The organism is Bdellovibrio sp. BIS2 (assembly GCF_055398295.1).
The window spans coordinates 2,064,457-2,087,458 of sequence record NZ_AP035879.1 but is presented as its reverse complement, the minus strand read 5'-3'; the positions used below and the strand labels follow the sequence as shown (position 1 = coordinate 2,087,458).

29 protein-coding genes and 1 tRNA gene are annotated in these 23,002 nt (G+C 49.6%); 21 read left to right on the top strand and 9 right to left on the bottom strand.

The features are described from left to right. Positions 1-60: 60 nt before the first annotated feature. Genes ACZ520_RS10090 through ACZ520_RS10080 form a run of 3 tightly spaced genes read left to right on the top strand, consistent with a single transcriptional unit; the run spans position 61 to position 1,676 of the window. On the top strand, positions 61-675 hold the full coding sequence (locus ACZ520_RS10090; protein ID WP_464125292.1) for a LuxR C-terminal-related transcriptional regulator: 615 nt from the start codon (positions 61-63) through the stop codon (positions 673-675). Further along, positions 648-1,142, top strand: coding sequence for a ribonuclease H family protein (locus ACZ520_RS10085; protein ID WP_464125290.1), 495 nt, complete (start codon positions 648-650; stop codon positions 1,140-1,142). Before ACZ520_RS10090 ends, ACZ520_RS10085 begins: the two co-directional genes overlap by 28 nt. Before the next feature lie 36 nt (positions 1,143-1,178). Beyond that, the gene (locus ACZ520_RS10080; protein ID WP_374030333.1) at positions 1,179-1,676 is read left to right on the top strand and encodes a transposase; all 498 of its coding nucleotides are present in this window, start codon (positions 1,179-1,181) and stop codon (positions 1,674-1,676) included. Here ACZ520_RS10080 and ACZ520_RS10075 read toward each other — a convergent pair. Further along, on the bottom strand, positions 1,673-1,879 hold the full coding sequence (locus tag ACZ520_RS10075) for a SlyX family protein (RefSeq protein WP_464125287.1): 207 nt from the start codon (positions 1,877-1,879) through the stop codon (positions 1,673-1,675). The genes ACZ520_RS10080 and ACZ520_RS10075 overlap by 4 nt on opposite strands. Before the next feature lie 10 nt (positions 1,880-1,889). Further along, positions 1,890-3,005: a calcium:cation antiporter gene (locus tag ACZ520_RS10070; RefSeq protein ID WP_088565137.1), complete on the bottom strand. Its 1,116-nt coding sequence runs from the start codon at positions 3,003-3,005 to the stop codon at positions 1,890-1,892. A 225-nt stretch (positions 3,006-3,230) separates the two neighbouring features. Here ACZ520_RS10070 and ACZ520_RS10065 point away from each other — a divergent pair, with 225 nt between their 5' ends. Continuing rightward, positions 3,231-3,524, top strand: coding sequence for a hypothetical protein (locus ACZ520_RS10065; RefSeq protein ID WP_088565138.1), 294 nt, complete (start codon positions 3,231-3,233; stop codon positions 3,522-3,524). 59 nt (positions 3,525-3,583) lie between these two features. On the opposite strand, the gene ACZ520_RS10060 is transcribed toward ACZ520_RS10065, so the two are convergent. Next, a tRNA-Met gene (locus ACZ520_RS10060) sits at positions 3,584-3,660 on the bottom strand. Between the two features lie 137 nt (positions 3,661-3,797). Between ACZ520_RS10060 and ACZ520_RS10055 the strand changes: the two genes are divergently transcribed. Then, positions 3,798-4,766, top strand: a complete 969-nt coding sequence (locus ACZ520_RS10055; protein ID WP_464125285.1) for a hypothetical protein — start codon at positions 3,798-3,800, stop codon at positions 4,764-4,766. Positions 4,767-4,818: 52 nt separating this feature from the next. Here the strand turns inward: ACZ520_RS10055 and trhO are convergent, their stop codons facing one another. Next, positions 4,819-5,871, bottom strand: coding sequence for an oxygen-dependent tRNA uridine(34) hydroxylase TrhO (trhO, locus tag ACZ520_RS10050; RefSeq protein ID WP_374030330.1), 1,053 nt, complete (start codon positions 5,869-5,871; stop codon positions 4,819-4,821). A 301-nt stretch (positions 5,872-6,172) separates the two neighbouring features. On the opposite strand from trhO, the gene ACZ520_RS10045 reads away from it, so the two are divergent. Genes ACZ520_RS10045 through ACZ520_RS10030 form a run of 4 tightly spaced genes read left to right on the top strand, consistent with a single transcriptional unit; the run spans position 6,173 to position 9,762 of the window. Beyond that, a complete protein-coding gene (locus tag ACZ520_RS10045) occupies positions 6,173-7,780 on the top strand; it encodes a peptide chain release factor 3 (RefSeq protein WP_088565141.1) in 1,608 nt (535 codons plus the stop codon). Between the two features lie 33 nt (positions 7,781-7,813). Then, the gene (locus tag ACZ520_RS10040; protein ID WP_464125282.1) at positions 7,814-8,731 is read left to right on the top strand and encodes an ABC transporter ATP-binding protein; all 918 of its coding nucleotides are present in this window, start codon (positions 7,814-7,816) and stop codon (positions 8,729-8,731) included. After that, positions 8,728-9,501 (top strand): ABC transporter permease, encoded by a 774-nt coding sequence (locus ACZ520_RS10035; protein ID WP_374030327.1) that lies wholly within the window; start codon positions 8,728-8,730, stop codon positions 9,499-9,501. Before ACZ520_RS10040 ends, ACZ520_RS10035 begins: the two co-directional genes overlap by 4 nt. Before the next feature lie 6 nt (positions 9,502-9,507). Next, positions 9,508-9,762: a hypervirulence associated TUDOR domain-containing protein gene (locus ACZ520_RS10030; protein WP_088565144.1), complete on the top strand. Its 255-nt coding sequence runs from the start codon at positions 9,508-9,510 to the stop codon at positions 9,760-9,762. Positions 9,763-9,813: 51 nt separating this feature from the next. Here ACZ520_RS10030 and ACZ520_RS10025 read toward each other — a convergent pair whose 3' ends face one another. Together ACZ520_RS10025 and ACZ520_RS10020 are read right to left on the bottom strand one after the other, a co-directional pair. Continuing rightward, on the bottom strand, positions 9,814-10,317 hold the full coding sequence (locus tag ACZ520_RS10025; protein ID WP_088565145.1) for a hypothetical protein: 504 nt from the start codon (positions 10,315-10,317) through the stop codon (positions 9,814-9,816). Between the two features lie 349 nt (positions 10,318-10,666). After that, positions 10,667-10,936: a hypothetical protein gene (locus ACZ520_RS10020; protein WP_011164567.1), complete on the bottom strand. Its 270-nt coding sequence runs from the start codon at positions 10,934-10,936 to the stop codon at positions 10,667-10,669. Between the two features lie 190 nt (positions 10,937-11,126). Between ACZ520_RS10020 and ffh the strand changes: the two genes are divergently transcribed. From ffh to ACZ520_RS09970, 10 genes are all read left to right on the top strand, one after another. Then, entirely contained in the window at positions 11,127-12,458 is a 1,332-nt protein-coding gene (gene ffh / locus ACZ520_RS10015) for a signal recognition particle protein (protein WP_464125278.1), read from the top strand. A gap of 68 nt (positions 12,459-12,526) precedes the next feature. After that, the gene (gene rpsP, locus ACZ520_RS10010) at positions 12,527-12,775 is read left to right on the top strand and encodes a 30S ribosomal protein S16 (protein WP_011164565.1); all 249 of its coding nucleotides are present in this window, start codon (positions 12,527-12,529) and stop codon (positions 12,773-12,775) included. Between the two features lie 64 nt (positions 12,776-12,839). Continuing rightward, complete coding sequence (locus tag ACZ520_RS10005; protein ID WP_038446499.1) at positions 12,840-13,079, top strand: KH domain-containing protein; 240 nt, start codon at positions 12,840-12,842, stop codon at positions 13,077-13,079. Between the two features lie 111 nt (positions 13,080-13,190). After that, positions 13,191-13,709 (top strand): ribosome maturation factor RimM, encoded by a 519-nt coding sequence (gene rimM / locus ACZ520_RS10000; RefSeq protein WP_088565148.1) that lies wholly within the window; start codon positions 13,191-13,193, stop codon positions 13,707-13,709. Then, positions 13,702-14,529, top strand: coding sequence for a tRNA (guanosine(37)-N1)-methyltransferase TrmD (trmD, locus tag ACZ520_RS09995; RefSeq protein ID WP_088565149.1), 828 nt, complete (start codon positions 13,702-13,704; stop codon positions 14,527-14,529). The genes rimM and trmD overlap by 8 nt, the downstream gene beginning before the upstream one ends. Beyond that, positions 14,522-15,106 (top strand): RNA methyltransferase, encoded by a 585-nt coding sequence (locus ACZ520_RS09990; protein ID WP_011164561.1) that lies wholly within the window; start codon positions 14,522-14,524, stop codon positions 15,104-15,106. Before trmD ends, ACZ520_RS09990 begins: the two co-directional genes overlap by 8 nt. Positions 15,107-15,156: 50 nt before the next feature. Then, positions 15,157-15,528, top strand: coding sequence for a 50S ribosomal protein L19 (rplS, locus tag ACZ520_RS09985; RefSeq protein WP_088565150.1), 372 nt, complete (start codon positions 15,157-15,159; stop codon positions 15,526-15,528). Positions 15,529-15,692: 164 nt separating this feature from the next. Then, a complete protein-coding gene (locus tag ACZ520_RS09980) occupies positions 15,693-16,310 on the top strand; it encodes a ribonuclease HII (RefSeq protein ID WP_088565151.1) in 618 nt (205 codons plus the stop codon). A 40-nt stretch (positions 16,311-16,350) separates the two neighbouring features. Next, a complete protein-coding gene (locus ACZ520_RS09975; RefSeq protein ID WP_464128414.1) occupies positions 16,351-16,662 on the top strand; it encodes a YraN family protein in 312 nt (103 codons plus the stop codon). A gap of 32 nt (positions 16,663-16,694) precedes the next feature. Beyond that, positions 16,695-17,033 carry a hypothetical protein gene (locus ACZ520_RS09970; protein ID WP_088565152.1) on the top strand — a complete coding sequence of 113 codons (339 nt, stop codon included), beginning with the start codon at positions 16,695-16,697 and terminating at the stop codon, positions 17,031-17,033. Here the strand turns inward: ACZ520_RS09970 and ACZ520_RS09965 are convergent. After that, on the bottom strand, positions 17,030-19,390 hold the full coding sequence (locus ACZ520_RS09965) for an LPS-assembly protein LptD (RefSeq protein ID WP_232469287.1): 2,361 nt from the start codon (positions 19,388-19,390) through the stop codon (positions 17,030-17,032). The two genes, ACZ520_RS09970 and ACZ520_RS09965, sit on opposite strands and share 4 nt — an antisense overlap. A gap of 172 nt (positions 19,391-19,562) precedes the next feature. Here ACZ520_RS09965 and ACZ520_RS09960 point away from each other — a divergent pair, with 172 nt between their 5' ends. Next, positions 19,563-19,889 carry an STAS domain-containing protein gene (locus tag ACZ520_RS09960; protein WP_088565154.1) on the top strand — a complete coding sequence of 109 codons (327 nt, stop codon included), beginning with the start codon at positions 19,563-19,565 and terminating at the stop codon, positions 19,887-19,889. Here the strand turns inward: ACZ520_RS09960 and ACZ520_RS09955 are convergent. Then, positions 19,886-21,019 (bottom strand): hypothetical protein, encoded by a 1,134-nt coding sequence (locus ACZ520_RS09955; RefSeq protein WP_464125273.1) that lies wholly within the window; start codon positions 21,017-21,019, stop codon positions 19,886-19,888. The genes ACZ520_RS09960 and ACZ520_RS09955 overlap by 4 nt on opposite strands. 141 nt (positions 21,020-21,160) lie before the next feature. Here ACZ520_RS09955 and ACZ520_RS09950 point away from each other — a divergent pair, with 141 nt between their 5' ends. Then, positions 21,161-21,751 (top strand): hypothetical protein, encoded by a 591-nt coding sequence (locus ACZ520_RS09950; protein ID WP_088565156.1) that lies wholly within the window; start codon positions 21,161-21,163, stop codon positions 21,749-21,751. A 33-nt stretch (positions 21,752-21,784) separates the two neighbouring features. Here ACZ520_RS09950 and ACZ520_RS09945 read toward each other — a convergent pair whose 3' ends face one another. Continuing rightward, a complete protein-coding gene (locus ACZ520_RS09945; RefSeq protein ID WP_088565157.1) occupies positions 21,785-22,993 on the bottom strand; it encodes a vitamin K epoxide reductase/DsbA family protein in 1,209 nt (402 codons plus the stop codon). Between the last annotated feature and the right edge of the window lie 9 nt (positions 22,994-23,002).

Genomic DNA, 23,002 nt, shown 5'->3' with positions numbered 1-23,002 from the left:
CGGCGAAAGTCTGAAGTCGCCTGAATTGACTTTTTTAAGCCGGGCGTAAAGACTTTTAGTATGAGTTTGGAAAAAGTATTGATTATTGATGACCATCCGATTGTCCGCGCCGGTTTGAAAACCGAAGTAGAGCGTCTTTCTGACACCTTCACGGTTGTCGGAGAGGCTGAAGAAGCCGTCCGCGCTCTGCAGATGATTCAAACTGAAAATCCCTCAGTGATTTTACTGGATCACCATTTGCGTGGCTCCAGTGGTTTTGAGGTTTTGGAATTCATCCGCAAATTCAATGCTTCTATTCGTGTGATTGTGTTTACGCAATCTCTTGAATCCGCTATTTTGAAAACCTACTGGAATTCCCCGGTGGTGGCGATTGTCAGCAAGGCGTCCTATATCGAGGATGTTCCAAAGGCATTGCTGGCATTGAAAAACGGGGACCGCTTCCTTTCTGAAAATATCCGTCAGGCCATTGATAAAGCCGGCGTCGAAGTTCTGACCAAGCGAGAGATCGAAGTCGCAAGAATGGTTGCTACAGGCCGTTCGAATAAAGAGATCGCTGAAGCTTTGGGTTGTTCTGATCAGACTATCAAAACTCACAAGACAAACATCATGACCAAACTGGGTGTGAATACCTCTGTGGAAGTTGCCATGTGGGTGACGAAGCAGGGTCTATCTTAAAAACTTTAAAAGCATTCAATCAAATACTGCGCAGGCTCTTTCTGCCGCGCTTTGAAGTTTACACTGACGGCAGTGTTAAGCATGGGCGAGGTTCCTGGGCCTATGTGATCGTTCGCCGTAACCGTGTGCTTCGCGAAGCCAGCGGGGCGTGTTTAAGGCCCACCAACAATCAAATGGAATTTCAGGCGGCTATCGAAGCCCTGTCGTCTTTGCCGGTAAAGTCCCGCATCGATCTTTATACTGACTCTCGTGTATTGATTGAAACCCTGCAAAAGGTCCCGGAGTGGAAAACGCTGGGCTGGATGAAGTCGCGAGGTCAGGCGATTCCGCAGGTCAGTCAGTTAAAGGAACTGGATCGGTTGCTGGCGGTGCGGGAAGTTCAATGGAAATGGGTCAAAGCGCACTCGGGAATTAAGCACAACGAACGATGTGATCTGCTTTGCATACAGGCGCGGTCTGGGTCCTGAGTTGACTTGAGGCCGGGTCGAGGTCATCATAAATTCATGCTTAAATCCAAAATCATCCTGGTGTTGTCTTTGTGTACTTTGTTTGCGGCTTGTTCTCCGATGAGTTCGATGACGGCAAACAAGCGTGATGCGGAATTTTATGGTCGCTTCGTAAACCCTGCAGATCAAATGGCGAGCGCTCCGGAAAAGCTGGATCAGGTCAAGCTTCTTGAAACAGGTTCTGAGTACCCAATGCGTATGGCTTTGTTCACCAATGGAAAATTCTACTATCAGGTGGACAAGCTGGGGGACGGACAGGGACTGTGGGATGTGACGGACGGAGTTTTGCGTCTTAGAGCGATCCGCCCGTTGTTTGATATGCACTTGTTTGTATCCGGGGCTCAGGCTGACGGGGATGAAACCGTGATTCGTTTCATCGATCGCCACGGATTTAATTCAATCAAGATCCAGTTGCGCGATCCAGAGCTGATGAAGCAGCAGGGGGTTGTTCCTCCGGCGCTGCCGCTTTATCAGGCTTCTGAAAAAGATATCTAGTAGTGAGGCGGCTTTTCATTGCCGCGAATCTCATCACCCTCTGCTCCCAGAACTTCCTTCAGACGGCTGGTCAGACCCTGCAGCAGGGTCTCCAGTTTGTCGATGGTCTTTTGCTGTTCATAAAGCACGTGGTGCAGTTCTTCCAGTTTTTGTTCCTGGTGAGTCAGTTTGATTTCAAGGTCCACGAATCTTTCTTCGCTCATAAAAAACCTCTTAAGGGATAAAGGACATCACAAAGTAAGTTAATAGAATCACGCCGTGCACGGCGCCCTGAAGCAGGGTCGCTTTGCCTGTTCCCAGAGTGATCGTGCCGGCCATGAACGTCATGATCAGAAAGACCATGTTTTTCGGGTCAAGACCCAGCATCAGTGTCTGGTTTGTGTAAAGGCAGAAAGCGATCACCGTCGGAATCGTCAGCGCAATACTGGCGATGCCGGAACCCAGCGCCAGATTCAAGCTTGTTTGCAGGCGGTTGGCGCGAGCGGCGTTGATGGCGGCCCAGGTCTCAGGCAAAAGCACGATGGCTGCAATCAGCAGACCCACCATCGATTTCGGAGCCCCGACATAATCCACGCCCTGTTCGATCAAAGGTGAAATCATTTTTGCCAGGCCAATCACCGCGATCAGGCTGACTGACAGGGAAATAAAACTCAGCCACGCGTCGGTCGTGGTGATTTCATGGGTGGAGTCGATGGGTGAAATGTCACTTTTGGTGTCCACAGCTTCGAAGTATGTTTTGTGTGTGGTCGTTTGGAAAAGAATGAACAGAAGGTATAGGACCACACAGATGATACCGATGAAGATCATTTGGGGCGGGTTGTAAGTGCCTGCCGCTGTTGTGGTGGTGAAGTTTGGAAGCACGAACACCAAAAGTGCCAGGGTCATCAAAACGACCATCAGACTTTTAGAGCCTTGAACCTGGAACTCCTGCTCTTTGTACTTCATACCGCCCAGGATCAGGCACAGGGCCACCATCCCGTTGGTGATGATCATCACCGCAGCAAACACGGTGTCACGGGCCAAGACGGCAGAATCAGCGCTAACGGTGGATTGATTCATCAATGACACAATCAAACCAACTTCGATAATGGTCACGCAAAGGGCAAGGACCAGGGTGCCCAGGCCTTCGCCGATCTTGTGCGCGATCACTTCGGCGTGGTGGACCGAGGACATGACAGCAACGCCCAGGAAAACGGCGGCTGTGATCGAAACCCATAGATTGTCCGTGGCGAAGATGCTGGAAAGCAGGAATACAACAAAACTTAAAGAAGAGACCAAGTGCTGGGGTTCCAGTCCTTTACGGATGAATTGGGCTGCGCTCATGATCATAGATGTCCTCCTGTTAAGTGTTGAATAAAAGCCTTAGAACGGGAGAGTCCTTGTGCGCAAGTATAAATCCAAAATAATCCAAGAAATTAACTATTTGAGAACGATAATGCCCGATATGTGGGCAGATATTTCCGGGCCTGATAAATAGTGAGAGATTTACTAAAAAATCACAACGGCATTGACCTAAATCATGAAATCCCCGAAATCATTTACTGAGGAGTTCTTATGAAGCAGTTGTTCTTGGTTTTGGTGGTGGTATTTGGGTTTGCGGGAAACGCCCTGGCGTTCGATTGCAGCGATAGAGTTCTGCGCTTTCCGATGAGCGAAATCACGCGCAAGGTGCAAGTAAATCCAGAGGCTGCGGACACGCTGGAAGGTATTCATCTGTATTGGATCGCTTGGGAAAGTTATCCCGAAGCTATCGAAGTGACTCAAGCGGCATTGGCCTGCCTGGAAAGTCAGGGTGTCATGGAGCAATTCCGTATTGCGAATCGAGTGCTGTGGAGACGTGCTCGCTAGAGCTTAAAGTAAAGGCCTAGAAATGGAAAAGGCCCGATGGTTTACCATCGAGCCTTTATTGGTTGCGGGGGCAGGATTTGAACCTACGGCCTTCGGGTTATGAGCCCGACGAGCTACCAGACTGCTCCACCCCGCGACAAGGAAACATAGGTATAGGTGCAAAGCGCCGAGGGGTCAACCCCTCATTATTAATAATTGTAATATAGCACCACGTATCATTGTCAGTGCTCGCATTTCATGGTTCAGTTCGACTGTGTTGCAGGAGACGTGAATATGAATGCGAAAAACTTGCTAAAAATTCTGGGAATCAGCTTTGTTATCTCCGCAGTAGGTCTGCTGGGTTTCTTGTTCTGGGGTCTTTCCAAACTTCCCTCAGCTTCTGATCTGAAAAAAGCGCTGACTCCACCTGCTTTACAAAAATCTGCTCATGCAAACAGCACTGAATCTGCGAAACCTTTAGCTGCAAACAATTCTGAGGCATCTGTCGCGGCGGCCGAATCATCACCTGCGCCGACGGCTCCTCCTGCCCTGAGTGCGCGTGAAAAGCTGGCGCAGGACACAGTGGATGTGTTGCTGAAGGATTTTGCTGATCCTCGCAAACCACTTGTGGATGGGTGCCGCAATCTTGAAAAAGCAGCACAAAGCGGGCTTTTGCGTGATCCGCAAAATGCCTCGGCGAAATACTTCTTTAGCAGCTTGTCGGATGGGAATCATGATCCGATGGTTGAAACCGCAGCGCCGATCCTGCGCTTTATTTTCCGTGCACCAGGTATGGAGCAAGTCGTGGAACAGATCATGAGTGCGGATGCGCAGAACGATCAGGGGCTGCTGAAAAAAGCCGAGTTCTATTATGAGATCTATCGCGCGGGCGATTACCTGCAGAAGCACACTTCGGAAATGGATCAGATTCTGCAAAAAAGCTATAACATGCACTATCTGGCGCGCGCGGTGGCGGCAAAGCCGGAACTGGCCAAGGACTCTGCGACTTTGGATTTCTGCGATCAGATGGAAAAGAATATCAATGCAGGCGGTGAATTCGATGCTGATGAAGCGGCATCAGAGATGTCGAAGTTTTTGGATAGCGCCGGGCTTGATGCCAAAGCGATTGGCTATGATCCAGCTTATCGTTCCAAAGTGAAAGTGCAATTCAACAGCACCCGTGTGGGGGTGAATGACTCCTGGGTGGTCAGTTTGTTTGCCCGGGATATTGAGAGGGCTCAGAAAGCCCCCTCAGGAAAATAGATAGCTACTCCAGCTTTCGCGACTGCCGTCGCTACAGCACTGTGGCTGGCGCCTACTCAGCAGTTTCTTTGGTGGAGCGGGTTTCTGCTTCGCCGTTTTTATTCAAGGAAATGTACTTTGTGCGAGTCACGCGAATCTGCGGCAACGCAGACGGGTCCTTGCCTTCAGCCTTCATTTTTTCGATTTCAAATGGCACCAGTTGTTTTTGACCTTTGCGGGCCGGATGTTTTTCCAACTGGTAAGCACAGTTCTTGGAACAAGTGTCTTTTGCGTAGTCCACTTTGATGCAGTCTTCGCAGATCAATTCATGGGCGTCACAGCGCTTGCATTCAATTTTGATCGTGGAAGGCTGACCGCAGTGCGGGCACAGGCCGAACTTTGTGGTCGGCTGCAGGTTCTGATCCACGGCCACGCGGTGGTCAAAGACGAAGCACTCACCCTCGAACTGATCGTTCGGATATTCTTTCATGTAATTCAGAATACCGCCATCCAGTTGGAAGACGTTGTTATAGCCCTTGTCCTGAAGCTCCAGAATGCCTTTTTCACAGCGAATGCCGCCGGTGCAGAAGATCAGCATCTTTTTGTCTTTCGGAATACCTTGAGATTCAATGTACTGCGGGAACTCCGTGAACTTTTCAATGTTCGGGTTCAGCGCGCCCTTGAAGGTGCCGATTTTGTATTCGTACCAGTTGCGCGTGTCGATCATCACATAGTCAGTTTCTTCTTTCATGACCTTGTTCCACTCGGTCGGGGACAGGTGATGATTGACGCCTTCCGGAGGCATCACGCCAGGAATGCCCGTGGTCACGATTTCATTGCGGACTTTGACTTTGAATCGACGGAACGGAGACTTTGAGGATTCGGAATCCTTGAAGAACTGATCCGGAGAATTGAAGTACTCGCGGATAAAGGCTTTCCAGGCCTCGAAGGATTCTTTAGTGGAAGCTGCGCAGGTTGAATTGTAACCCTCATCGCCCAGGATCACGAGTCCTTTGACGTTAAGTTCTTCCGCTTTGTCTTCCAGAGCTTTTTGAATGGCTGGCAGATCCGCCAGTTTGGTAAAACGATAATAAGCCGTAACATAATAGTTCAGCGATTCAGACATTGTGTCACCTTCGTGTCCTGCCGGCGCGCGAGCGTCCGGGTAGCTTGGCTCCAAACCAAGGGGAGTTCAAAGTAGTCGGACGGTTATAAGGGCTTTTGCATTTTAGCGCAAGGGGGCCTCGCCATTCCGGCCGGAAAACGAGGAGAAGTCTGTATGAATTGCCCGGTTTTGGGCATGATCGCCGTCAGGTTGGGCACAAATCCACCCAAGGAGGGTTTCAAGCGCCAAGGGCAGTGCGGCAAATGCTTGTAACCTGTGGGATTTCCCCGTAAAAAGAAGTTTTCAAAGGAAAGATTCCACAATGCAAGTCACTCCTCAGATCCAAAAAGAAATTCAGCGTCGTCGGACGTTTGCCATCATCTCTCACCCGGATGCCGGGAAGACCACGCTGACTGAAAAATTGCTTTATCACGGCGGCGTGATCCACGAAACCGGGGAAGTCAAAGGCAAGCAGGGGACCAAGGCCGTGACCTCCGACTGGATGGCCATGGAGCGTGAAAAAGGGATCTCCATCACATCCTCTGTGATGACTTTTGATTTCGATGGTTTGCGCGTGAACCTGCTGGATACACCGGGACACAAAGACTTTTCCGAGGATACTTACCGCGTCTTGATGGCCGTGGAATCCGCCTGCATGCTGATTGACGTTGCCAAGGGCGTGGAAGAACGTACCAAGAAACTTTACGAAGTCTGCCGCCTGCGCAATATTCCGATTTTCACATTTGTGAATAAACTGGATCGTGAAGGTAAAGATCCGCTGACGTTGATTGATGAAGTTGAAAAGACTTTGAACATGCAATGTTATCCAGTGACGTGGCCTTTGGGTATCGGGCAGCGTTTCCGCGGTATTTACAACCGTCTGACCAAAGAAATCTGGATCTACGATCAGCGCCGTGAGGAAGTGGAAGACTACAAGATCATTCCATTTGAAAAAGGCAAAGACGACAAAATCCTTTACGACTATCTGGACAAAGAATCCGCAGATCAGGTTCTGGAAGAACTGGATCTGATCGAAGGAGCACTTCCTCCATTTGATGTGAATGACTTCCTGAATGGGACTATTTCTCCGGTGACGTTCGGTTCTGCAAAACAGAACTTCGGGGTGGATACATTCCTGCAGTTCTTCACTAAGTACGCTCCGGGTCCGCAGCCCCGTCATCTGAAAGACGGCAAGGACATGGATCCTTGTGATGCAAACTTCTCTGGTTTTGTATTTAAGATTCAGGCCAATATGGACAAGCGTCACCGTGATCGTATTGCCTTTATCCGTATTTGTTCCGGTAAGTTCGAGCGTGGCATGAAGGTGAAGCATTCCCGTCATGACAAAGAGCTAAGACTTTCTTACGCCAGCCAGTTCGTGGCGGCCGACAAAGAAACCGTGGATGATGCTTACGCAGGCGATATCGTCGGGGTCGGTGACACCGGGAACTTTGCCATCGGGGATTGCGTTTACGCTTCCGGCAAAATCCATTTCGAAGACATTCCAAAGTTTGCGCCGGAATTGTTCGGCAAGCTTTCTGTGCGTGATGCTTTGAAACGTCAGAAAATGAACGAAGCCCTGAATCACCTGTCAGAAGAAGGCGCAATTCAGTTGTTTATTGACCCTATCATCGGACCTCAGGATCCTATCATCGGCGCGGTCGGGGAGCTTCAGTTCGAAGTTCTGATCCGTCGTTTGCAGGATGAGTACAACCTGGAAGTGAAGTTAAGCCGTCTGCCATATGGTGTGGCCCGCTGGCCGCGCACGGAAGACGGAAAACCCGTCACGGACCTGAAGGGCGGCGCCAACATGTTCCGCGATTTGCAGGACAACCCGGTCGTTCTGGTAAACCAGGAATGGGATTTGAACTGGCTCAAGCGTGAAAACCCAACAGTGGAATTCCACACCAGCATCTCGCGCGCCCGCTAGCGCAAAGTGCTAAAGCGGCGGAGGGTAAAAACTATGAATTTGCCATTAGAGATTACCGATCTTAGAAAAATCTACCGCGGCGGCACTGTCGAAGCGGTGAAGGGTATGACCTTTTCCGTAAAACCCGGCGAGATCTTCGGACTGCTGGGGCCGAACGGGGCGGGTAAGACCACGATCATTTCAACCATCACGACGCTGGAAAAGCCCACGTCAGGGACGGTGAAAGTGTTCGGGGTGGATGTCTGCACAGATCCGATGTTCACCAAAAAACAAATCGGCGTCGTTCACCAGGAAGTGATCACTTCCGGATTCTTCGACGTTGAAGAGATTCTGACTTTCCATTCCGGCTATTATGGTCTGCGCAAAAACAAAGAGCGCATCCACTTCCTGCTGGAAAAACTGTCGTTGTATGAACACCGCCACAAAAAAGTAAAACAGCTTTCCGGCGGGATGAAGCGGCGTTTGATGATCGCAAAGGCCCTGGTTCACAATCCAAAGCTGTTGCTTTTGGATGAGCCCACGGCCGGGGTCGACATTCGTCTGCGTGAAGATCTGTGGAAGTTCGTTCAGGAACTTCGGGGCGAAGGCATGTCGATTCTGCTGACGACTCACTATTTGGAAGAAGCGCAACAGCTCTGCGACCGGGTGGGTATTATCAATCTGGGTTCACTGGTTGTTTTGGGTGACACCAAAGCTATCATCCGTGAATACACCCATAAAAAAATCCGTGTTCTTCTGACTGAAAAGCATTTGATCCAGTCGGAGTATCTGACGGAAGTGGACGGCAAAGAATACAGTTTCGTCGTCCCTCAGAATAAGACTCTGGGTGAGTTCCTGAACGAGGTCCGCATTCCGACAGGGCTTATTGCGGACGTGCAGATCGAAGAAGGCAGTTTGGAAGACGCTTTCCTGAAGCTTGTTGCCAAGAAAGAATCGCAGGTGTCTCTATGACCGGTTTTGTGACTATTTTCCAGCGCGAAATTGCGCGGTTCCTGAAGGTTTTGGTGCAGACGGTGGTGACGCCGTTCATCTCGTCTTTCCTGTATCTTTTGATCTTTGGTGTGTCTTTGGGTGAACAAATGGCCTCGCATCAGGGTGTGAGCTATCTAAGTTTCCTGATTCCGGGTCTGATGATGATGGGTATTATCAACAATGCCTTCCAGAACTCATCCTCTTCGATTGTGTCGTCCAAGTTTTCCGGCGACCTTGAGGATCTGCGTGTGGCGCCGGTGACTGATCAGGAGATCATCTGGGCCATGAGTCTGGCCGCCCTGGTTCGTGGCAGTATCGTGGCGGTGATTACTTATATTGTGGGCTCACTGTTCATGTACTATCAAAATGGGTCCTGGCTGGTGATTGCTCACCCGGTGGCGGCACTGTTCTTTGTGGTCCTGGCGGGTTTGATCTTTGGAATGATCGGTATCAGCATTGCCTTTTGGGCCAACACCTTTGATCAGTTGTCGGCTTTTTCCGCCTTCATTCTGCTTCCGCTGACTTATCTGGGAGGGGTGTTTTTGTCGATCGAACATTTGCATCCGTTCTGGCAGGCGGTTTCCAAGGCCAATCCGCTGCTGTATCTGATTAACGGCCTTCGTTATGGAATTCTGGGGGTCAGTGATGTGAATGTGTGGACGGCTGCTTTGATCTCGCTGGTGGGGATCGGTGTGTTCTATACGGTTGCCCGGATTTCTTTGCGCAAAGGCTCGTTCCAGCGCTGGTAGGTGTTTATGAAACCTTTTAAAGTGCATGACAAAGTTCAGTGGCAGTGGCTTGGAAGAGCCATTGTTGGCACGGTCGAAGAGGTGTATCTGGAGTCGGTGACCCGAATCATCAAAGGGAAAAGCATCACCCGGCATGGCAGCCCCGAAAAGCCCGCCTATCTGGTTAAATCCGAAGCCGGCAACGAAGCCCTGAAGCTGCATACAGAACTTCAGCCACATAAGAAATCCAAGAGTCCGTTCAAGATCTTTTCAGACGAATAACAGACCCCGGAAACTTTAAAAAGGCCCTGATTATGAGTCAGGGCCTTTTTTTTAGTGAGGGTACACACCTTCACATGTTGGGAACGTGAAACGCTTCCAGAAAGACTGGTCAGCTTCGCCACGAGTGATGATCACTTGCGTGTCGATAGTGCGAGGGACCGTCACGATTTTTGAACCAAAGCGTGTGCACTCTGGAGTTTGATCGCCGTTTGCTGGAGTGAACTCTTCACACACGGGCTGTTCGTAGCTGCGGGAAACTGCCAAAGTTGTAGTTTCATAGCGTGCGCAAACCCACTCAGTGTAGCCACCTTGCTCGCTGTTGGGATTGCCGACCTGGCGAGGCACCAGTTCCGCACATTCGCGGGTTGGCGTGATGGAGCGGATTTCAGTGTCAGTCATGCAGGCATTTTCAAGCTTGATGCCGCCCAAGGCATATCCGTGGGTCACAACGGCGTGACGGGACGCAAAGATTTCAGACCAGGAACTGCCCTGGTGAACTGCGTGAGCGCTGACAGAAACCAGAAGTGCGGCCATTGTGAATAGAACCTTTTTCATTGGAACTCCTTACCAAAATTGGTGTGGTTATTGTTTGTTTCGCAAAAGGAGCAAAACACTCCAAAAGCGCACGACAAAACCTATTAAGAAACTCGTGGAACGGTCTAAATACAAAAATGTAATTGGCAACTGACACGAAAAAACCGTGGCTTTCCGTGTGTATCCACAGAATTCCAACAAAAAAACCATTTCAAACGTGTAGAGGTTCAAAAAAGAAATAAAAAATGGGCGCAAGTTTTACGCCCATTTTTAAATTAAATCGAGATCGCAGTCGCGGGATTTTCTGAAACAATCGTTTGGCAAAAATGCGCAGGAAGTGTTTCGAAAAAATCCGCGAAAATCCGGTTTTTTAGAATGAAGAAGTCGTCGGTGCGGACGTTTGAGTGTCGTCGTTCACCACGCTGAAGTTCAAGGAATCAAATTCACGGAAACGTTTCTTTTCGTCTTCCATGCGTTGTGCTTCCAGTTTTTCCAAAATGGAGTTTTCAGTTTGAACTTCCATTTGTTTGCGGGCGTCGCGAAGACCTTCCATTGTCGTAGAGTGAGTCGTTCTTAGTCCTGTCTGCGCATTTGCGATTGCAGCAGTCCCCAATACAGAAACAAGTACAATTTTTTTCATAAAAGTGCCCCTTTGCGAACTCTCATACACACAAAGCATGGAGAAAGAATGGATTGACGCTCTGCCGGAGTATATTATTCCCAGTGTGAAAAGGTGCCCGGCAACCCGCGCTCGGGGCGCAGCGCGTTAAGTGTGGTTCTTTGTCATTCCGTCCGACTTGTTATAAAGAAAGATCCTTCAGGAGTTTCACATGTTTGAGAATTTATCAGATAAAATCATGACAAGCCTTAAAAAGGTCCGCGGTCAGCACAAGATCAGCGAAGCCAATATTGAGGAAGTGATCAAGGAAATCCGTCTGAGCCTTCTTGAAGCCGACGTGAACTTCAAAGTGGTGAAAACCTTTATCGACAAGGTGAAGGAAAAAGCCCTGGGTCAGGAAGTTCTGACCAACGTCAATCCCGGCCAGATGTTCGTAAAGATCGTCCATGACGAACTGGTGAACGTTCTTGGCGGCGGTGCGGTTGATATTAATGTCCGTGAAAATCCCAGCGTGATCTTTATGGTGGGCTTGCAGGGGGCGGGTAAAACCACTTCTGCAGCGAAACTGTCTCTGTATATCCGTCAGAAGCTGAATAAAAAACCGGGTTTGGTTCCCGCCGACATCTATCGCCCGGCGGCGATCGACCAGTTGCAGGTTCTGGGTAAGCAAAACAACATCCCGACTTTCCCAACCCAAGTGGGCATGAAGCCGGAAGAAATTCTGGAAAAAGCAAAACAATGGGCCCGCGACAATATGGTCGAGGTGGTCATCGTCGATACAGCAGGACGCCTGCAGATCGATGAAGACCTGATGGGTGAGCTGGGGCGTTTGAAGGAGATCTGGACTCCACAGGAAATCCTGCTGGTGGCCGACGCGATGCTGGGTCAGCAGTCCGTGAACGTGGCTGAGGGGTTCCATAAGCGCCTGAATCTGACGGGCCTGGTTCTGACCAAGGTGGACGGGGATTCGCGCGGTGGTGCGGCCTTGTCGATCCGTGAAGTGACCGGCATTCCAATCAAGTTTCTGGGGGTTGGTGAAAAAGTCACCGCTCTGGAAGTCTTCCACCCGGACCGTCTGGCCGGCCGTATCCTGGATATGGGCGACGTGCTGTCGCTGGTTGAAAAAGCCCAGGAAGTCATTGATGAAAAGTCTGCGCGTGATTCCGCCAAGAAACTCATGAAGAATGAGTTCACTCTGGAGGATTTCCTGACTCAGATCCAGCAGCTCAAGAAAATGGGCGGCTTTGAAAGTATTTTGAAATTTTTACCGGGCATGGGGGAGCTCAGCAAACAGCTGAAAAATATGACCCCTCCGGATGCAGAAATGAAAAAGATTGAAGCGATCATTCGCTCCATGACCTATCAGGAACGTCATAACCATAAGATTTTAAACGCTTCGCGTCGTCAAAGGATTGCGAAGGGGAGCGGGACTCAAGTTCAGGACGTGAACAAGCTTATAAAGCAGTTTGAGGATGCAAAAAAGATGATGGGCGGTATGATGAAAATGGGTATGGGCCGGGGCGGAATGAAGTTTCCATTTTAGGGCTTGATATTTAACCACGATCCAAGTACAAACTTGGACTTACTGTTTTTGATACATGAGGTTTAGAAATGGCAGTTGTAATTCGTTTGGCTCGTATGGGCGCTAAGCATGAACCTAAATACCGCGTTACTGTAGCGGATTCCCGTCGTTATGTGACTGGTAAATTCCTTGATATTCTTGGAACTTACATTCCATCTCCAAAAGGTAACGACAAAAAGATTGAGCTTGATCTGGCTAAAGTTGAAGAGTGGATCAAAAAAGGTGCTCAACCTACAGATCGCGTAAAACACGTGATCAAATTGGCTCAAGCTAAATAAGTTGTTGGCTTCCTACTTGGTTTTGCTAAACTAGATCAGGTAGGTACTATCTGTGGGGGTAAATATGGATAGCTTGAAAGACCTCGTTGAGTTCATGGCGAAGTCCCTGGTGGACAAACCTGAAAATGTCGAAGTTGATGAAATCCCTGGTCAGCAAACCACACTTCTTGCTTTGAAGGTTGATAAAGAAGACCTTGGTAAAGTGATTGGTAAGCAAGGTAAAACTGCTGCTGCAATGAGAACTATCATCCGCGCAGCTGGTACTAAGCTTAACAAACGTTATCACCTGGATATCGTAGAGTAGTTTGGTTTAAGTAAATTTAGAGTTAATTCTCATGGAAGGGGTTACCAAATAGGTGACCCCTTTCTTATTTGTGCCGGCGGACTTACAGTTTCGCCTCACTGGAGTCGTAAAATGAAATTGGTTGGAAAAATCCGCGAAGCTCACGGCCTTAAAGGAGACCTTTATGTCCTGGTCTTCTCTGGTGAAATTGCCTGGGCAAAACGTATGAAAACCTTCGGCCTGAAGGCGAAGGATTCAGACGAAATCAAAACTTTCACAGTGGAACGCACCAAGCCCTTCAAAAAAGGTCTGATCGTGAAAGCTGCTGAAGTGGCTGACCGTACAGCGGCCGAAGGTCTGGAGCACATGGAATTCTTCATCGACGATGAGCTGATGGTGTCCAAACCGGGCGAAACCATCTTCCTGTCCGAGATTAAAAACTTCAAGTTGAAGAATCCAGAACAGACAGTACTGGGTGAAATCGTTGGTTTTTCCTCCAACGGTGTTCAGGATCTGCTGGTGGTTGAAACGGCTGACGGCAAGACCGCTGAAATCCCGTTCGTGGATGCTTTTATCAAAAAAATCGATTTCAAACATCAGGCTGTCGTGATGGATTTGCCTGAAGGGCTTCTTGATATCGAAAATGCTTAAAATCGATGTGATCACTCTTTTTCCTGAGATGATCCAGGGCGCGGTTTCTCACGGCGTCCTGGGGCAGGCATTAAAGGGTGATCTTTTGTCGGTGCAGGCGCACACTCCGCGCGAATTTGCCACCGACAAGCACCGCACGGTCGATGATCGCCCCTTTGGCGGTGGTGACGGCATGATCATGCTGTCTGAGACTCTCGAAAAATCCCTTCAAAAAGTGCAACATAAGAATTCCAAAATCATCTATTTGTCTCCGCAGGGCTCGGTGCTTACGGATGACAAAGCCCGGGAGTTGTCCCAGGCGGAACATCTGGTTCTGGTCTGTGGTCGCTATGGCGGCATCGATCAGCGAATCATCAACAGCTATGTCGATGAAGAGATTTCGATCGGGGATTATGTGCTTTCGGGCGGGGAGCTGGGAGCCCTGGTGGTGATCGATGCACTTTCTCGCTTCATTCCTGGTGTTCTGGGGCATGCGGATTCGGCGGACAAAGACAGTTTTTCTGAAGGGCTGCTGGAGCATCCCAATTTCACCCGTCCTCGCGAGTACTTAGGACAGGATGTTCCCGAAGTTCTTTTGAGCGGCAATCACAAGCTGATCGCGGACTGGAAAAAGAAAGTGTCGGCGCTGGTGACCCTGAAGAAACGCCCGGATCTGTTCATAATCTATCTGGCGGAAGAACGTGAAAAGTACCGCGCTTTGAAAAAGAAAAAAACCGCAGAGCCCCTGAAGGAGCTCTTTAAGTTCTGGCAGCAACTATCCCCTCAGGATCGCGAAGTTTTGGGTCTTGAGGATTTGAATGAGGAAAGCTTCAATGGCTGAAGAAACACCTTACGTGCCCCGTCTGGCAATTGGACTGGTTCATTATCCGGTCCGCGACAGCAAACAAAAGACGGTGGCCACTAACATCACCAATTTTGATATTCATGACATCGCCCGGGCGGCGACCGTCTTCGGAGTGGAAAAATATTACATTATCCATCCCATGAAAGAGCAGCTCATGTTCGTGGACCGCGTGCTGGATCACTGGCGCACCGGTCAGGGGTCGAAGTTCAACCCCATGAGAAAGACCGCCCTGGGGAACGTAAAAGCCGTTGAGAGCGTTGAAAAGGCCTTTGAGGACTGGAATGTCCCGGAGGCGCTGACGATCGCGACAACGGCCCGTACGGAGTGGGCAAAGCACAAGTACTCGTTTGCCGAGCTGCGCAATGAAATGCATGTGGCCAAAAAGCCAGTTTTTATGCTATTTGGTACGGGCTTCGGTCTGACGGAAGACCTCATCAGATCCTCTTCAGGGGTTCTGGAGAGCATTAGGGGTGCTCCCCCCAAAGATTATCGGCATCTTTCAGTAAGATCTGCCGTAAGTATCTGTCTTGACCGTGTCATGGGTCCATGGTAGACCCTTGTTTTACTTTTTGTGAAAATTGACTGCTATAAGGATTTTAAGCAATGGCTAAAGAAACAAACCTCGTTCGTCGCGTTAGTGTTAAAGCTGCTAACAAAAACATCCAATCCTTCAACTCTGGTGACACTGTTAACGTATTCGTTAAAGTTAAAGAGGGTGAGAAAGAGCGTGTTCAGCTTTACAAAGGTATCGTAACTAAGATCCAAGGATCTGGTGCTGCGAAGTCTTTCACAGTTCGTAAAATGTCCGCTGGTGTTGGCGTGGAAAGAACTTTCCCGTTCGCATCTCCAGCTTTGGATAAAGTTGAGATCGTAAATATGGGTAAAGTACGTCGTTCTAAACTGTACTACCTGCGTGATCTTAAAGGTAAAGCAGCTAAGATTGAATCTGAGCTGGTTTCCTCCAAAGCAGAATAGTTTTTTAAAAACTAAATACAGCTTTATGCAAAGACCTGGGATTTTACGATTCCGGGTCTTTTGTTTTTTCTGAACAATGGCAGCGTCTGACGCACTCAAATCTTGAGTGACCTGTCTTGCCTTCTTCCACTATCATCGCAGGCCTTAAGCATCGAGGCATCCGCATGGCGAAAAAAGAAAAAATCGAGTTCCCGAAAATTGAATGGCGCGACTATTCACCGACTCCGATCATTGGTGTGGATGAAGTGGGGCGTGGCTGTTTGGCGGGGCCGGTGTATGCGGCGGCTGTGATTTTCAAGTCCGATGCCCTGAATGATCTGGTGACTGATTCAAAACTTCTGTCCGAAAAACGCCGTGAAGAACTGGCGGATCTTATTTTAAAAGAGCACATTGTTGGTATCGGTTCTGCTTCCGTGGAAGAGATCGACGAAATCAACATTCTCAATGCCTCACTGCTGGCAATGAAGCGCGCGGTGGAAAAATTGGGAGTGAAGAAAGGCCACGTCCTGGTGGACGGCAACAAAAAGATTCCGAATCTGAAGGGCTTTGAGCAAAGCACCATCGTGAAAGGTGACTTGCGAGTGGCGCCGATTTCGGCGGCATCGATTGTTGCGAAAGTGACCCGTGATCGTCTGATGAAAGATCTGGGGGCAATGTATCCGCTTTATGGATTCGAAGTGCACAAAGGCTATTCCACGCCAATTCACAAACAAAGCATCGTCGATCACGGCCCGTGCATCGCGCACCGCCGATCCTTCGCCGGCGTCAAAGAGTACGTTTAATAGTTCTCAGCGCCCGTCTTATTGGGCGCATGAACGGGGACTGCAGTCCGAGTCTCTGGTTATCAAACACTATCAGCTTAAAGGTTATCAATTGCTTGGACAGAGGGTGAAGACACCTTTTGCCGAGGTGGATCTGCTGTTTAAAACTTCCCGGCAGACATTGCTGATGGTGGAGGTGAAAACCACCAATCTTTCGGACTTTCAGCCTTTCCGTATCAGTAAAAAACAAAAAGCCCGTCTGGTGCGGGCGATGCTGTTTCTGGCTTCACGCTGGGACATCCCGGTGGAGGTTCACTGGGCCTTTGTCACGAAAGACGGGCAGATCACAGTCTTTGAAGATATCAGTGATTGACTGAAAACCCCGCTTTCAGGGGACAATGTCTTATGAGAAAAATTCTGCCACTTCTGATTTTTGTTTTGCTTCAATCCCAGGCTGCTCAGGCGCAAAGTCTAAAACGTTTCCTGACCAGTTGTGCCTGGGGAACATTGGGTGGAGCGGGGCTTGGGGTGGTCAGTCTGGCCGTTGAAGATAAACCCAGTCAAAGCTGGAACAATGTGGCCCGCGGGGCCTCGCTGGGGTTGTATGCGGGAATTGCTTATGGGATTTATTCCATGAACAAAGAACCAGAAATGTCCCAGCAACCGGACTTTGCCATCGCACCGACTTTTAAAAAAGGTCAGATCGACGGCGCTGAAGTGTTTGCCACGGTTTTGAGTTTTTAGAATCCGTATGAATCCAAAGCTTCCGGCGGCAGTGCCGGTTTTGGATTTCCGTCGAATGTGAATTCGAAATTCAATTTGAAATTCGTATCCCCACCGGTTACCTGATCGTGAATGAAGGTGATCATCATACAATCGCCCGGCGGCTTGAATTGCGCAATGTACGCCCAGGATTTCACCTGGTCACGCGTGGTGGATTCAGCCCAGTTGGCATCATACACGAACTTACCCATCAGGTTGATGAATCTGGAAGTAAAGCCCGCCGAGAATGTGTAATCTTCCTGACGATCACTGGTATTCACGGCTTGTCCCGGAGAGATTTTATATTGACGGGTCAGCTGCACCTGGAAGAACTGCCCCATATCGTTCAGCAAGCGCACACGCGAAGACGCATTGGTCACGTTCTGATAGGGGAAGTAATTGAAGATGGAGTAAGTCTGAAAGCGATCCAGGCGCACATCCAGTGTGGCGGTCAGATCAGACCAGGGTTCTTTCACGCCGACTTTGTTTTCCTGGGTGCCGTCATAGGATTGTGCCAGTTTCAGATAGCCGACCTGGCGGTATTCAGGGCGTTCACCAATCCAGCGCTTTTCGGTGATTTTGTTGATCAGAGCCAACGTCACCAGATTTCTGTCATAGACGCGATCGTAATAGTCAAACTGCACCCCATAGTCACTGGCGATATCAAGGTCTGTGATACTGTCACGAGCCGTATAGGGCGCATCGGAAATGGACCCGGTGCCGAAGAATGGATTGTCATCCTGAGAAACCCACGGCAGGCGCGTGTAGGTCACTTCCGGGATGATTTCGTGTTTATAGCGGGTGGCCTTGGAGTTGACAGTGTCGCCATAGATGCGGCTCAGGTTTGTGCGTGCGCCGATTTCTGTGCGGATGTAGCGACGTGCCAGATACTGGTCTTCGTCGATATTGAAGCCGTAGTGTGTTTCACGATAGCTGACTGCCGGAATCACATCCAGGCCATCGCCGAATTTGAGCGGGTAGTACAATGCCGGCATAAAATCCAGGCGCTGACCAGTGCGGATCTGATCCAGACCCGGATCGTAAGAGCCATCGTACACGCGGCGGCAGTTGGGATTGTCTTCCCAGCGCGGGTCGTTGCAGGTGTTTGTCGGGAAGCGAATTTTACTTCCGTTAATAGTCTGCTCGGTCATGTCATCATAAGCCTGACCGGCGCGGGTGAAATTCACATAGGTCAGATTCAATGAATAAATGAAATTGGTCTCGCCAATATTTTCCTGAGTTTGCGAAAAGCGCAGTTCCGGAATGCGGTGAACGGCGTCTTCGTTTCCTTCCTGCGGATTCCCGTGCAGCATGTTCACATAGTACGATGAATCCACACTGTAGTGCTGATCCAGAGTGTTCTTGGTGAAGGACATGCGGTTTTCCATCGCCGAGTCCCCGTGGTTCAGGGTCTCCGTCGGGAAGTCCTTCGGATATTGAAGGTCGCTGGCCAGATTTAATTGGGCACGGTGGATGATGCCATCGGGCATGTCATAGTAGTGATCATAACGCAGGAACCAGCGTTCCAGAGGGTCGCCTTTTTCCGTGGCCGGGCGGTACAGATTCAAACGATCATCCTGCGCGAACGCCTGGTCGAAGATCGTTCCGAAATTCATGGTTCCGCTGGAGGTCTCATTCAGCATGTAGCGATACTCAACCAAACCTTTAAGACCCCGCTTTGCGTAGTCTTTCACTTCGATGGTCGCATCGGTGCTGCGTGAAATCGCCCAGAAGTACGGTTGGGAAATCGCGAAGCCCCCTTTGTCGGAAACTTCAAAGGTCGGTGTCAGTAAACCGGATTGGCGATCACTCTTCAGCGGAACAATCAGATAAGGCATCCAGAAAACCGGAACGTGGCCAAAGCGCAGAACGGCATTTTTGATGTAAGCGTATCCACCCAGTTCGGCGCGCACCGTGGTGCCTGAGAAACTCCACGAAGCCGGACAGTTGGTGCAGGCCGTGTAATCAGCAGAGCTGACGACGAATTCGGATTCGCCGGTTTTTTGCAAAACATCCCCCGAGAACATGATCGGGCCGGATTGCACTGAACCGTTATAGATCATCCCGGTGTTGTTTTCATAATCCAGGAACACCTGATCACCGACGATGGTGTTTTTGGCATCCATGATTTCCACGTTGCCGTACAGTTCCACCTGGCGGGAGCGCAGGGAGGTGATAGCTTTGTCAGCTTTGATGTGCTGGCCTTTGTAGACGATCTGGATATTGCCTTCCAGCTCGACGATTTCTTTTTCGGTATCGCGGTACATGCTGTCGGCATTGATCAGCATATCATGGATCTTCGCCATGGGTTCTGCACCCAGGGCAAAAGAAGATGACATCACTGTCACCAGTAAAAATGAAATCAAGACGATCCAGCTTCGAAGCACCAAAGTATTCTAGGGATGGTTTAGGGCCTTTGTCGAGGTGAAACTGGTCTCTTTTTGGACTCAAAATGTCATAGATTTTGGCCGTTAAGATAGAACACTTAACTTAGGTTGATGAGGTCTTAACATGGAAGTCAAACTCGTGCTCGATGGTGACATCACCGTTGTGTCTTTGAGCGGTCGCATTGAAATCGAAAAAACTCAGTCCTTTAAAAAAGCCTGCCTGCAGAATTTTTCCGACCGCAAAGTCGTATTTTGCATGAAAAACCTGCATTTTGTCGGTTCTTCCGGGATCCAGTCTTTCTTTGGTGTTTTGAATGAATTGAATGCGGGGAGCCGCATGAATGTGAAGATCGCGGGTTTGACCCCGGACTTCCAGCGCCTATTCTCATTCTCTGAGTGTGCCAGCCTGGAAGTGCACGAAAGTATCGAAGGGGCCCTGCAAAGCTTTTAAGCTGTGGGCCCGTCCTGTTTACGCAATTCATTAAGTTTCTGACTTAGCTCAAGGTTCAAACGCTCCAAAGCGGCGGCTGCAACCTTGAGTTTTTCGTTTTCATCGTTCTTGGCAGTCCACATGTATCTGAGGCTTTCCAGTTGCTCCTGGGCCTGATAGTGGTCTTTTTCAAGTCTTTGGATCTTTTCCTGATCTTCCACCACGCGAATCTGCAAATCGGCATGCTCCACACCCAGTTTTTGGTTCTGGCGGGTCAGCTCGCTGATGCGCTCCTGCTGGCGGGAGATTTCCTGTTCGTAGCGGTCTTTCAGCTCCTCTTTGCTGCGGCGAAGAGTCACTACTTCGTTTTCCAGTGTGTCCTGACGTTCCAGGGCGCTGTGCAGCTTTATGGATTTCACTTCAAGTTCTTCTTGAATCTGATGTAGCTGTGCGACTTCCCTGGTCAGGCGCTCGATCTGCTCTTCATAGAAGTGAACCATTTCTTGAGCTTTTTTCTCGGAGGCTTCCACTTGATAGCGGGAGTTCTTGGTCACCTCGATGATTTGGTGACGCAGATCGCGCAGTTGGGCCTCTTTATGGCTGGCGGACTGTTCCAGCTCCTGCAGGCGCAAGTCCTGGGTGCGGGAGTACTCCTTCAGCTCAGAGATATAAGGTTTAACCTGGGTTTTGATGCGCTCGTGGTACTTTTCATGGCGAGCCAGTTCGGTGGCCATGTTTTGTGTTTTTTCAGTCAGCGCGCGCAGCTTTTCAGCCTGGATTTCTTTTTCTCTTTCCAGTTGATCGACTTTTTGTCTCCACAGATTGTCTTTTTCTTTCCAGACCAGAATTTGATCGGTCACAGAAGATTGGGAAAGACGGGCTTTGTTGGCCTCTTCGCTGAATTTCTGATTTTCTGTTTCCAGCAAAGAAAGACGGCGCAAAGTCACCTTCAGGCGGGCCATCAGGTCTTCGTTTTGTGAAATCAGATTTTCAACAGTGGAGGACTTCAGGATCTCTTTTGGGAGATGGCTGAAATCGTTCTGGCGGGGCAGCTCATCAGGCAATGGGATATTGCCCACCGGCTGGGATTCCCGAGGTGAATCAAAATCTAAATGTCCAAGTTTCGCGGTCTGGAAAGATTCGGTTTCCATAGCCCTCCTCCATGAAGTCTAGGTCGCCCTAAGTCCATGTTCTCAGGATGAGACATAATTAGTCAAACCAAGGTACTAAGACTGGACCTAGGTAATAAGAAAAGACCTTAATATCGCCGCCAAACAGCCGAAAAGATACTCATGTCAGTACCCGCATTAAAAGACGCCGCAAACGCTGCGGATCCAGCTAAAAAAAGGGAAGAAGGCGCTTTCTTCGATATGAATGTCGACAAGTCGGATCTGGGTCGGCCGGAGTCGCTGCGCTATAACATTCTGACATGGGTTCTGGATGAGCGTTATGATCGCGCCATCGAAGAGCTGAAAGACTTTTTGGAAAAACCCTCCGAGTACCCGAACTTTCAGGATAAAGTCACTCGATACATCAATCATTCCATCGACTTGATCTATGCAATTAAAGCCAAAAGAAGCTTTCCGGGGATCAACTCCCTGACGCGCGCCAAGCAGCAGGAGCTTCGCGAGAAATTCAAAGAGCACTTCCGCGAACTTCAGTATGTTTTGAAAATCGTTGAAAAAGTTCAGGGCGATTTGCGTATTCAGGATGTTCGTTCCACCATTTATGTGGTGAAGGCGGCGTGGTTTGCATCCTTGGCAATTATTGTCCTGGCGTTCTGGCTGGATATCGTCAACGGCCTGGCAAAGACCAGTGTTGTGGTGTTTGACGACGGCTTCGGGAAGCTCGCCAACATACTGGCCGAAATGATCGGATTCTAAAAGAAAACGGCCTCTTAGAGGCCGTTTTTCATCTTACTTTTTCAGTGTTTTATAAGCAGCTTCAAGGACCGGGATCAACTGACCGCCGTCCAGCAGTTTGCCATTCACAAAGATCGCCGGTGTTCCGCGGATCTGCGCCACTTCGCCTTCTTTGGCTGTGTTGCGCACGATTTCCGGGATCTCAGTGCCTTTCACGCAGGTTTTCAGTTCTTCCAACTGGATGCCAGTCGCTGTCGCGATAGATTCAAGGTTCTTGTCCAGGTTCATCATGCGCGTGATTTCTTCCTGATTCTCGAAGATATAGTCGTGCGCCACCCAGCCTTTTTGTGCGATTTTTTCAGAGCACAAAGTCGCAAATGCCAGACCGCAAGAGATGCCATCGCCGCCGCCGTTTTTCATGGCTTCATTGCACGTGCCATCCAAAGGGAATGGTTTGTAGATCAAGCGCACATCCGGGTGGTTTTTGGTGAAGTTGTGCAAAGGAGCGGCTGCATGCTTGCAATGACCGCAGCGGAAGTCAGCAAACTCCACGATGGTCATCACGGGTTCGTCAGTTCCTTTTTGCATGCTCAGACCCTTTGTCAGGTCAAAGTTCTGCTGGGGAGCCACTTGCCAGTAAGCCACTTTTTCTTTGGCCATCTTTTCAACATCGGAAAGACCATGGCTTTCCAGATACATAATATTTGCAAGGAATGCAAAAGCCGGAATCGCCAAAAGGAAGCCGGCAACCCAGCGTTCGGAGGTGAAGATGTCTTTGATGTCATTGCTGATATTTTCAGCAGACACATCTTCAGCCCCCATCCAGGTAAAGATGAAGCCGATGATTGAAAGAACGTAAGCCGTGATGCAGAAGATGCAAAGATTGCTCATCGCCGTGACAGAGATCACCGCCATCACAACGGAAGCCAGCACCGTCACCCCGGAAAGCAACAAAGCGTAGCGGGAGGTGCGATCCGGATCCTGAACAAGATTGAAGCGGCTGACGCCCAGGAAATACAGCAGAACCAGATTGGTCATCACGCCCCAAAGAGCGATTGGCACACCCAGGAAAGCAGAGAATCTGCTGGCGGTCACAGCGTCACAGTTCAGCACTTCGTTGATATTGCACATGGAATCGCCGGCAGACAGGCCGAACTTGATGTCATAATAGTGCAGGGTCAAATAGATATGAACGCCCACGCCGATCAGGGTGGCAATCATGGCGAAAAGCAGGAACTTGGATTTGCTGACTGTGTTTTTCATGACCCCATT